A 9,485-nucleotide genomic window follows, 5' to 3' on the forward strand; every position below is an offset into this window, starting at 1 on the left:
TACCTGCGCTACCAGGGCGACAAGTTCTCCGAATACTTCGACGCCAACACCTACCTGCTGATCACCAAGGCGCTGGACTACTTCGATCCCGCGCGCGACTACGGCGACGACCTCGCCGCCGCACTGGCCAACACCAAGGCGCAATACCTGCTGGTCTCCTTTACCACCGACTGGCGTTTCTCGCCCGAGCGCAGCCGCGAAATCGTGCAGGCGCTGGTCAAGAACAAGCGCCGCGTCGACTACGCCGAAATCGATGCGCCGCACGGCCACGATGCCTTCCTGCTCGAGGATCCCCGCTACATGAATGTCGTGAAAGCCTATTACGACCGCATCTGGAAAGACATCAACGGCGGAGGTGCGGCATGAACTTCCGCGAACTGAATACCCTCCGTCCCGACCTCGCCTTCATCGCGCACTGGGTCGCGCCGGAGTCGCATGTGCTCGACCTCGGCTGCGGCGACGGCGTGATGCTGGAGTACCTGCAGTCGGACAAGCGCTGCTCAGGCTACGGCGTCGAGATCGACGACGACAAGATCCCGCTGTGTGTGAACCGCGGCGTATCCGTGATCCAGCAGGACCTTGAGGCCGGACTGGCAATGTTCTCCGACAACGCGTTCGACACCGTGCTCTGCCTGTCCGCGCTGCAGATGATGAAGAACGTCGAGGGCATCCTCTCGGACATCGCGCGGGTGGGCCGCGAGGCGATCGTCTCCTTCCCCAACTTTGCATACTGGCCACACCGCGTCGCGCTGCTGCGCGGCCGCATGCCGGTGTCGAAATCGCTGCCGTATGAGTGGTATGACACGCCCAACCTGCGTTGCGCCACGATCAAGGACTTTGAGGAACTTGCGAACCGGGTGGGACTCGAAGTGCTCGAACGCGTTGCGTTGCACGACGGAAACCCCGTCAACTTCCTCCCGAACTGGCGCGGCAGCCTGGCCGTGTTCCGATTCCGCAAGAGATAATCCACGCCATCAGCGAGTAACTTAATGACAAGCGCAACGCCCGTCACACCACCCGAGGCCGCAAGCGCCGAACCGAACAAGCCCGACTGGCGTCATTATTTCAGCCGCGAGATGCTGATCTGCGTCTCGCTGGGCTTTTCCTCCGGCCTGCCGCTGTTCATCCTTTACAACCTGCTGTCTGCATGGCTGAAGTCGGAAAGCGTAGACCTGAAGGCCATCGGCCTGTTTGCGCTGGTCGGCTTTCCGTATACTTGGAAGTTCGTCTGGTCGCCGTTGATGGACCGTTTCCACTTCCCTCTCCTGGGCCGGCGGCGCGGCTGGATGCTGGTCACGCAATTGTTGTTGCTGGGGGCGGTCGGCTCGATGGGATTCTTTTCGCCGAAGACCGACCTGACCGCGATTGTCTTGCTGTCAGGTGCGATTGCCTTCCTGTCGGCCAGCCAGGATATCGTGATTGATGCCTTCCGCCGCGAGATGCTGACAGATGCGCAGCAAGGGTCGGGCACCGCGCTGTTCGTCAATGCCTACAAGCTGTCGACGCTTGTGCCAGGCTCGCTGTCGCTGATCCTGTCGGACCACATCAGCTGGCAGGCGGTGTTCGCCGTCACCGCGTTGTTCATGCTGCCCGGCGTGCTGACCACGCTGCTGATTTCCGAGCCGCGGCTCTATGGCCAGCCGCCAAAGAACTTGCGCGAGGCGGTCGTGCTGCCGTTCCGCGAATTCATCCGCCGCAGCGGCTGGTCGCATGCGCTGCTGGTGCTGGCCTTCATCTTCCTCTACAAGCTGGGCGATTCGATGGCCACCGCGCTGGCGACGCCGTTCTACATCGACCTCGGATTCTCACGGACACAGATCGGTCTTGTAGCGAAGAATGCCGGCCTGTGGGCCAGTCTGGCAGGCGGCATCCTCGGCGCCGTGTGGCTGGAAAAGACCGGCATCAACCGCGGGTTGTGGATCTTCGGCGTGCTGCAAGCGGTTGCCATTCTCGGCTTTGCCGCGCTGGCCAACGTGGGCGTTGCCACCGGCGAAAATGCAACCCTGATGCTGGGCGCGGTGATCGGCCTGGAAGCGTTCGCTGTCGGCCTCGGCACGGCCGCGTTCACCGCCTACATTGCCACCACCACCGACCCGCGCTACACGGCCACGCAGTACGCGCTGTTCACCAGCCTTGCCGCGGTGCCAAGGACGTTCTTCAATGCGGCGACCGGCTACATCGTCGCGCATACAGGCTGGTTCGTGTTCTTCCTGATATGCTTTGCGCTTGCGCTGCCGGGCATGATGCTGTTGCCGAAGGTCGCTCCCTGGAAAAAACAGGACGCCTGACCTGACGCCCGTCCGGCCGCGTTGACGGAGGACGAAAACATGAAACGGAGTATTCACGCATTCCTGTTCGCCATCGTGCTGGGGATCGCCGGCCCTGGTGTGCAGGCGAAGGACAGCGCGGCCGGTGCCGACGACGGCGTCAAGGTCGACAAGATGTCCAGCGTGCGCAAGCTGGTGTCGGAAGAGCAGGTGGAAGCGGCGGCGCTGCAACAATATCTCGGCATCAAGCGCGACGCGGGGCAGCAGAAAGCGCTTGCCCCGGAAGGCCATCCCCAGCTGCAGCGCTTGCGTGCGATTGCAAACAAGATCATCCCGCATGCCTTGCGCTGGAACGAACGCGCAGCCCAATGGCAATGGGAAGTCAATCTGATCGGCTCGAAGGAAATCAATGCCTTCTGCATGCCGGGCGGGAAGATTGCCTTCTACACAGGCATCCTGGACAGCCTGAAGCTGACCGATGATGAAGTCGCCATCGTGATGGGGCACGAAATCGCGCATGCGTTGCGCGAACACGGTCGCGAGCGGCTGGCGAAATCGACACTGACCAATGCCGGCGCGAAGCTGGCGGGCATCGGTGCTTCCCTGTTGTTCGGCGTCGATCCGCATCTGACAGATGGCGTCGCCGGCTTCGGCGCAAAGCTGATGGTGTTGAAATTCTCCCGTGGCGATGAGACCGAAGCCGACCTGGTCGGCCTCGACATCGCTGCGCGCGCAGGCTACGATCCGCGCGCCGGCATCGCGCTCTGGCAGAAGATGGGGATGGTGAGCAAGAATACGTCGCTGCAATGGCTGTCGACCCACCCGGCGGGAGATGCCCGCATCGCCGAGATGCAGAAGCACATGCCGTCGGTGATGCCGCTGTTTGTGAAGGCGCGCGGCACGCAGACGCCGCCACCACCCTACATGAGCAACGTGAAAGGGATCGCGCCTATCCCTTGAGGAAGGCCGACGCGCCGTTGTACTCGATGGTCAGCGGCGCGTGGTCGGAGAAGCGCTCGGCCTTGTAGACGGCTGCGGCGCTCGCCTTCTCGGCAATTCCCGGGGTGGAGATGTGGTAGTCGATACGCCACCCCACATTGTTCGCCCACGCCTGGCCGCGGTTGCTCCACCAGGTGTACGCCTCGCCGGTCGTCTCCGGATGCAACCGGCGGTACACATCGACCAGCCCGACGTCGCCCAACACGCGCGTCATCCATGCGCGCTCTTCCGGCAGGAAGCCGGAGTTCTTCTGGTTGCTCTTCCAGTTCTTCAGGTCGATTTCCTTGTGCGCGATGTTCCAGTCGCCGCACAGCACCACTTCCTGGCCGCAGTCGCGCAGCTTTTGCAGGTGCGGGAGGAAGACATCCATGAAGCGGAATTTCGCCTGCTGGCGCTCCTCGCTGGACGAACCGGACGGGCAGTACACCGAGATCACCGACAGCTTGCCGAAATCGCATTGCACATAGCGGCCTTCCGCATCGAATTCCTCGCAGCCGAAACCGATCTTGACCGCATCCGGCGCGAACTTTGAATAGATGCCGACGCCGGAGTAACCCTTTTTCTCTGCGAAGTGGAAATGGCCGTGGTAACCCTCCGGCGCACGAAATGCCGGTGTCATGTCGGCTTCCTGGGCTTTCAGTTCCTGCACGCAGACGAAATGGGCATCGTGCTTTGCCATCCATTCGAAGAAGCCCTTCTTGGCGGCGGAGCGGATACCGTTGAGGTTGGCTGAGACGATCTTGAGCATGGTGTTCAGGGGAAAAAACGAGCGGCTAGCATAACCGATTCATCCGAAACGTGCGGCTCGACCCGGTACAATGCGGGTCTGTCCGGCACGGTCCGGCATTGTCAAATCATCCATATCGAGGACATCTTGAGTCAGCTGAGCCAGGAATTCATCGAATTCTCCGTCAATGCAGGCGTGCTGCGTTTCGGTGAGTTCATTACCAAGGCGGGGCGCACGTCGCCTTATTTCTTCAACGCCGGCCTGTTCAACAACGGCGCCACGCTCGGCAAGCTGGCCGAATTCTATGCGCAGGCACTGATCGATTCGGGCATCGAGTTCGACATGCTGTTCGGTCCTGCCTACAAGGGCATCACGCTGGCCGCCGCCACCTCGATCGCGCTGGCGCAAAAGGGCCGCAACGTGCCCTTTGCGTACAACCGCAAGGAAGCCAAGGACCATGGCGAAGGCGGCACCATCGTCGGCGCCAAGCTGGAGGGCAGGGTGGTGATCATTGACGACGTGATTTCCGCAGGCACTTCGGTACGCGAGTCGGTCGAGATGATCCGCGCCGCTGGCGCAACGCCGAGCGCGGTGCTGATTGCGCTGGACCGCATGGAAAAGTCGGGCAAGGATGATGCGCTGTCCGCGCACTCGGCGGTGCAGGAAGTGACCAAGGCTTACGGCATGCCTGTCGTATCGATTGGCAACCTGGCCGATCTGCTGGAATACATTTCGCGGGCCGGCGCCAATCCGGACCTGGCGAAGTACAAGGATGCGGTGTCGGCTTACCGCAGCCGTTACGGGGTGCAGTAAGCGTCACGCAGGACGCGCCGGGCGGCGCGTCCTTCATGGCCGGGATCAGCCGGCCAGTTTCTTCTTCAGCAATTCCGTCAGCTGGGCCGGGTTGGCCTTGCCCTTGGTGGCTTTCATTGCCTGGCCGATGATTGCGTTGAATGCCTTTTCCTTGCCGGAGCGGTATTCCTCGACCGACTTGGCATTCGCGGCCAGCACTTCATCGACGATCTTTTCCAGCGCGCCGCTGTCGGAAATCTGCTTCAGGCCCTTCGCCTCGATGATGTCGTCGGCCAGCGTTTCCTTGTCCGACGGCGCTTCCCACATGCCGGCAAACACTTCCTTCGCGATCTTGTTGGAAATCGTGCCGTCGGCGATGCGCTGCAGCAGCACGGCTAGCTGTTCCGCCTTCACCGGCGCATTGGCGATGTCGACGCCTTCGCGGTTCAACGTGGACGACACGTCGCCCATCAGCCAGTTGGCGGCAGGCTTGGCCTGCTCCTTGCCGGCCTTGTTCACGACCGCTTCAAAGTAGGAAGCCATTGCCTTCGACTGCGTCAGCACCGACGCGTCGTATTCGGGCAGGCCGAAGTCGCGGACGAACCGCTCGCGCATCGCGCCGGGCAGTTCCGGCATCGATGCCTTCACACGCTCGATCCATTCCTGCGCGATCACCAGCGGCGGCAGGTCGGGGTCCGGGAAGTAGCGATAGTCCTGCGCGTCTTCCTTGCTGCGCATGGAACGGGTTTCCTTGCGATCCGGATCGTACAGGCGGGTTTCCTGCACCACCTTGCCGCCGTCTTCGATCAGCTCGATCTGGCGGCGCACTTCGTAGTTGATCGCTTCTTCGAGGAAGCGGAAGGAGTTCAGGTTCTTGATCTCGCAGCGCGTGCCAAATTCTTTCTGGCCGAGCGGACGCACCGAGACGTTGGCGTCGCAGCGGAAGGAGCCTTCCTGCATGTTGCCGTCGCAGATGCCCAGCCATACCACGAGCGAGTGCAGCGCCTTCGCATAGGCCACCGCTTCGGCGGCGCTGCGCATGTCGGGTTCGGTCACGATTTCGAGCAGCGGCGTGCCTGCGCGGTTGAGGTCGATACCGGTCATGCCGTGGTAGTCCTCGTGCAGCGACTTGCCGGCATCTTCTTCGAGGTGGGCGCGAGTCAACTGCACCGTGCGCATCTCGGCCTTGCCATCCTTCTCCAGCACGAACGACAGCGTGCCGCCCTGCACGACGGGAATTTCGTACTGGCTGATCTGGTAGCCCTTCGGCAGGTCGGGGTAGAAGTAGTTCTTGCGCGCGAAGATCGACTGCGGTGCAACCTTGGCGCCGATCGCCAGGCCGAACTGGATCGCGCGTTCGACGGCGCCCTTGTTCATGACCGGCAGCACGCCGGGCAGCGCCAGGTCCACCGGGCAGGCCTGGGTGTTCGGCTCGGCGCCGAACTGCGTCGAGGCGCCGCTGAAAATCTTGGATTGGGTAGAGAGCTGTGCGTGCGTCTCAAGTCCGATGACGACTTCCCATTGCATAGTGTTTTCCTCAGAAATTTATTCTTCGTAACGGCACTGCCCGGTCTTCAGGTTGACCGAGAGTTCCGAAAAATTGGGGCGTGATCCGCAGAGCGCCGGACAGCTCGGCTTCACGTTCAGCGTGTCGCCTTCGCGCTCGAGCCGGATGGTACATCGAGGCAGGCGGTCGAAATCGTAGCCGCGCCGGGTGCGCGCATCGTTTGCGTCTTTCAGCGCGATGCGCCACTGCACCATCGGCGCCGCATCGCGGACTTCGGCCACCAGGCCGTCGCTTTCGTCGATGCTGCAGTCGAAGCCGTGGGTGCTGCGGAACAGCGACGACTCCCAGCGGAAGGCGTCGATATGGCTGCCTGCCAGGCTGATTTCTCCGTTGTCTGCGTAGATCACTTTCTCGCCATCCACCGTGCGCGCGACGCTGCACGAGAACCGTGTCTCGAGCTGCTGGTCGGCAGCCGATGCCGTTCCTGCAATCAGCAGGAGGGCGGCCAGTGTCGCGCGGACGAGTGGTGTCATACGCCTTCCGGAATGCGGCTGTGCCAGTCGGTGACGCGCTGGTACTGGTGCGCGACGTTGAGCAGCTTCGCCTCGTTGAAGGTGTTGCCGATGATTTGCAGGCCGACCGGGCGCTTCGCGTTCTTCTCCCCCTTGCCGAAGCCGCAGGGGATCGACATGCCGGGCAGCCCGGCGAGGCTGGTCGACAGCGTGAAGATGTCGGCGAGGTAATTCGCCACCGGGTCGTCGGCCTTGTCGCCAAGGTCCCACGCCACCGTCGGCGATACCGGGCCCATGATCACGTCGCACTGCTTGAATGCTTCCTGGAAGTCCTGCGCAATCAGGCGGCGGATCTTCTGCGCCTGCAGGTAGTAGGCGTCATAGTAGCCGTGCGAGAGTACATAGGCGCCGACCAGGATACGGCGCTTCACTTCATCGCCGAATCCTTCCGCACGCGTCTTGCGGTACATGTCGGCGAGGTCCTTGTAATCGGCGGCGCGGTGGCCGTAGCGCACGCCGTCGAAGCGCGACAGGTTGGACGAGGCTTCGGCCGGCGCGATCACGTAATACACGGGAATCGACAGCTCGGTCTTGGGCAGCGAAATGTCGACCAGCGTCGCGCCCAGCTTCTCGTACTCGCGCAGCGCGCCGCGCACCGCTTCTTCCACATCGCTGGCCAGGCCCTTGCCGAAGTATTCACGCGGCACGCCGATCTTCAGGCCCTGCAGCGGCTTGTCGAGGTCGCGCGTGAAATCTTCCGAGGGGCGCTCGAGGCTGGTCGAATCCTGCGGATCGAAACCGGTCATCGCATTCAGCAGCAGTGCGCAGTCTTCCGCGGTCTGCGCCATCGGGCCGCCCTGGTCGAGCGACGATGCAAAAGCGATCATGCCGAAGCGCGACACGCGGCCGTAAGTCGGCTTGATGCCGGTGACGCCGCACAAAGATGCCGGCTGGCGAATGGAACCGCCGGTGTCCGTTGCAGTCACAGCCGGGGCCAAACGCGCGGCGATTGCCGCCGCCGAGCCGCCGGAGGAGCCGCCGGGAATTGCAATCTTGTCCCACGGGTTCTTGACCGGGCCGAAGAAGGAATTCTCGTTCGACGAACCCATGGCAAATTCGTCACAGTTCAACTTTCCGAGGTTGACCATGCCTGCCGTACGGAACTGTTTCACCACAGTAGCATCGAAGGGGCTGATGTAGTTCGAGAGCATCTTCGAGCCGGCGGTGGAGCGCCAGCCGCGCGTGACAAAAATGTCCTTGTGCGCGATGGGCACGCCGGTGAGCGGCGTCGTGTCGCCTTTTGCAATGCGGGCATCCGCTTCAGCGGCTTGGGCGAGGGTGAGTCCTTCGTCGACATGGATGAAGGCGTTCAGGTCGCTCTGCGCGATGCGGCCAAGGTAAGCCTTGGCCAGTTCGGTGGCGGAAACCTGCTTTGCCTGCAGCAGCGCGGAAAGCTCTTTGAGTGTCTTGGTGTGCATAGGATGGTAAGGGCGCGGCTCTTGTTATTCGATGACTTTCGGGACCAGGTACAGGCCGTCCTGGGTGGCCGGGGCAACCTGCTGGTAGTCCTCGCGGCGGTTCGGTTCGGCGACTTCATCCTCGCGCAGGCGCAGGGCGACGTCGTCCTGGTAGGCGGCGATCGGGTGGTTCAGCGGCTCGATGCCGGTAGTGTCGACGGCGCGCATCTGCTCCACCAGGGAGAAGATGCCGTTGAGCTTGTCCAGGGTTTTGGCGGCCTGTTCTTCGTTCAGGTCGAGCTGCGCCAGTCGGGCAAGGCGTTTAACGTCGGAGAGGTCGAGTGACATGATGGAAAGGGATGGACGGCCCCTCGCGGGGCGCTGTTTTTCAAAGGAATAATATGTTTTCTAGTTCTGGTAAAAACTTGTCAAAACGCGTGATCTGGGGCTTATCCGGCACGCATTTTTAAGGTTTCCCTCGACTAACTTCGGCTAAATTATAAGGTAGAATGGCGGGTTAATACCTCGCTGGCGAAGCTGTTTTGACACGCCGCCGGACCGCAGGTTTTCACCACCAACGTTAAGCGCGCCCATGATGCGCATCAGGACCATACATGTTCGGATTTTTACGCAGTTATTTCTCTAACGACCTGGCAATCGACCTCGGCACAGCCAATACGCTGATCTACGTGCGCAACATGGGGATCGTGCTGGACGAGCCGTCGGTGGTGGCGATTCGTCAGCAAGGCGGGCCGAACGGGAAGAAAACCATCCAGGCGGTCGGCAAGGAAGCCAAGCAGATGCTGGGCAAGGTGCCGGGCAACATCGAAGCGATCCGCCCGATGAAGGATGGCGTGATCGCCGACTTCACCGTCACCGAACAGATGCTCAAGCAGTTCATCCGCATGGTGCACGACTCCAAGCTGTTCAAGCCGTCCCCGCGCATCATCATCTGCGTTCCCTGCGGTTCCACCCAGGTCGAGCGCCGCGCGATCCGCGAATCCGCACTCGGCGCAGGCGCGTCGCAGGTTTACCTCATTGAAGAGCCGATGGCCGCCGCGATCGGCGCCGGCCTGCCCGTCTCCGACGCGACCGGCTCGATGGTCGTCGACATCGGCGGCGGTACGACCGAAGTCGGCATCATCTCGCTGGGCGGCATGGTGTACAAGGGCTCCGTGCGCGTCGGCGGCGACAAGTTCGACGAAGCGATCGTCAACTATATCC

10 protein-coding genes and 1 pseudogene are annotated in these 9,485 nt (G+C 62.1%); 6 read left to right on the forward strand and 5 right to left on the reverse strand.

Features of this window, described 5'->3' with window-relative positions:
* From metX to AYR66_RS09200, 4 genes and pseudogenes are all read left to right on the forward strand, one after another.
* Positions 1-366: pseudogene (gene metX / locus AYR66_RS28825) on the forward strand (homoserine O-acetyltransferase); the annotation flags it as partial.
* Positions 363-965 carry a methionine biosynthesis protein MetW gene (gene metW / locus AYR66_RS09190; protein WP_088707248.1) on the forward strand — a complete coding sequence of 201 codons (603 nt, stop codon included), beginning with the start codon at positions 363-365 and terminating at the stop codon, positions 963-965. The pseudogene metX and the gene metW, both read left to right, overlap by 4 nt.
* 24 nt (positions 966-989) lie before the next feature.
* Positions 990-2,288, forward strand: coding sequence for an AmpG family muropeptide MFS transporter (locus AYR66_RS09195; protein ID WP_420093098.1), 1,299 nt, complete (start codon positions 990-992; stop codon positions 2,286-2,288).
* A gap of 39 nt (positions 2,289-2,327) precedes the next feature.
* Positions 2,328-3,227, forward strand: coding sequence for a M48 family metallopeptidase (locus AYR66_RS09200; RefSeq protein ID WP_088707249.1), 900 nt, complete (start codon positions 2,328-2,330; stop codon positions 3,225-3,227).
* On the opposite strand, the gene AYR66_RS09205 is transcribed toward AYR66_RS09200, so the two are convergent.
* Positions 3,217-4,014 (reverse strand): exodeoxyribonuclease III, encoded by a 798-nt coding sequence (locus AYR66_RS09205; RefSeq protein ID WP_088707250.1) that lies wholly within the window; start codon positions 4,012-4,014, stop codon positions 3,217-3,219. The genes AYR66_RS09200 and AYR66_RS09205 overlap by 11 nt on opposite strands.
* Before the next feature lie 126 nt (positions 4,015-4,140).
* Between AYR66_RS09205 and pyrE the strand changes: the two genes are divergently transcribed.
* The gene (pyrE, locus tag AYR66_RS09210) at positions 4,141-4,806 is read left to right on the forward strand and encodes an orotate phosphoribosyltransferase (protein ID WP_088707251.1); all 666 of its coding nucleotides are present in this window, start codon (positions 4,141-4,143) and stop codon (positions 4,804-4,806) included.
* 45 nt (positions 4,807-4,851) lie between these two features.
* Here the strand turns inward: pyrE and gatB are convergent, their stop codons facing one another.
* The 4 genes from gatB to gatC are packed head-to-tail and all read right to left on the reverse strand — an operon-like array spanning position 4,852 to position 8,609.
* Positions 4,852-6,312, reverse strand: a complete 1,461-nt coding sequence (gene gatB / locus AYR66_RS09215) for an Asp-tRNA(Asn)/Glu-tRNA(Gln) amidotransferase subunit GatB (protein ID WP_088707252.1) — start codon at positions 6,310-6,312, stop codon at positions 4,852-4,854.
* 18 nt (positions 6,313-6,330) lie between these two features.
* Positions 6,331-6,825 (reverse strand): hypothetical protein, encoded by a 495-nt coding sequence (locus tag AYR66_RS09220; protein WP_088707253.1) that lies wholly within the window; start codon positions 6,823-6,825, stop codon positions 6,331-6,333.
* Entirely contained in the window at positions 6,822-8,282 is a 1,461-nt protein-coding gene (gatA, locus tag AYR66_RS09225) for an Asp-tRNA(Asn)/Glu-tRNA(Gln) amidotransferase subunit GatA (RefSeq protein WP_088707254.1), read from the reverse strand. The genes AYR66_RS09220 and gatA overlap by 4 nt, the downstream gene beginning before the upstream one ends.
* Before the next feature lie 24 nt (positions 8,283-8,306).
* Entirely contained in the window at positions 8,307-8,609 is a 303-nt protein-coding gene (gatC, locus tag AYR66_RS09230) for an Asp-tRNA(Asn)/Glu-tRNA(Gln) amidotransferase subunit GatC (protein ID WP_088707255.1), read from the reverse strand.
* A gap of 266 nt (positions 8,610-8,875) precedes the next feature.
* On the opposite strand from gatC, the gene AYR66_RS09235 reads away from it, so the two are divergent.
* On the forward strand, positions 8,876-9,485 hold a 610-nt coding region (locus AYR66_RS09235), incomplete at its 3' end, for a rod shape-determining protein (RefSeq protein ID WP_141104196.1).

The organism is Noviherbaspirillum denitrificans (assembly GCF_002211445.1).
Taxonomy (GTDB): Bacteria; Pseudomonadota; Gammaproteobacteria; order Burkholderiales; family Burkholderiaceae_D; genus Noviherbaspirillum; species Noviherbaspirillum denitrificans.

Excerpts from the sequence above, each read along its gene's own strand:
- metW (WP_088707248.1), top strand. The coding sequence starts at position 363 with ATGAACTTCCGCGAACTGAATACCCTCCGTCCCGACCTCGCCTTCATC.
- AYR66_RS09195 (WP_420093098.1), top strand. The coding sequence starts at position 990 with ATGACAAGCGCAACGCCCGTCACACCACCCGAGGCCGCAAGCGCCGAA.
- AYR66_RS09200 (WP_088707249.1), top strand. The coding sequence starts at position 2,328 with ATGAAACGGAGTATTCACGCATTCCTGTTCGCCATCGTGCTGGGGATC.
- AYR66_RS09205 (WP_088707250.1), bottom strand. The coding sequence starts at position 4,014 with ATGCTCAAGATCGTCTCAGCCAACCTCAACGGTATCCGCTCCGCCGCC.
- gatB (WP_088707252.1), bottom strand. The coding sequence starts at position 6,312 with ATGCAATGGGAAGTCGTCATCGGACTTGAGACGCACGCACAGCTCTCT.
- AYR66_RS09220 (WP_088707253.1), bottom strand. The coding sequence starts at position 6,825 with ATGACACCACTCGTCCGCGCGACACTGGCCGCCCTCCTGCTGATTGCA.
- gatA (WP_088707254.1), bottom strand. The coding sequence starts at position 8,282 with ATGCACACCAAGACACTCAAAGAGCTTTCCGCGCTGCTGCAGGCAAAG.
- gatC (WP_088707255.1), bottom strand. The coding sequence starts at position 8,609 with ATGTCACTCGACCTCTCCGACGTTAAACGCCTTGCCCGACTGGCGCAG.